The sequence below is a fragment of the Phytoactinopolyspora endophytica genome (genome assembly GCF_004138495.1).
Classification (GTDB): domain Bacteria; phylum Actinomycetota; class Actinomycetes; order Jiangellales; family Jiangellaceae; genus Phytoactinopolyspora; species Phytoactinopolyspora endophytica.
On record NZ_ML142856.1, the window covers coordinates 282430 to 282631 of the forward strand.

At 73.8% G+C, this 202-nt stretch carries 1 pseudogene; it reads left to right on the top strand.

The annotated features are described in order from the left end of the window. Positions 1–202: pseudogene (locus ELR45_RS38230) on the top strand (hypothetical protein); the annotation flags it as partial.

Here is a 202-nt window from a genome sequence, read left to right on the forward strand (position 1 = left end):
GGGCAGCAAGACGCTCGCCGGCGCGGCCGGAGTCGCCGCGGCGGGGATCATCGCCGCGGGCGCGTACATGATGCTCAGCGGATCGTCCGACGATCCGCCGGACGTCGCGGCTCCGCCAGTATCGGACACGGACGGGCCGGACGCGGGTGGTGACTCGCCGGGCTCCGACACGACGTCCAGCAACAACCCACCGCAGGACCCC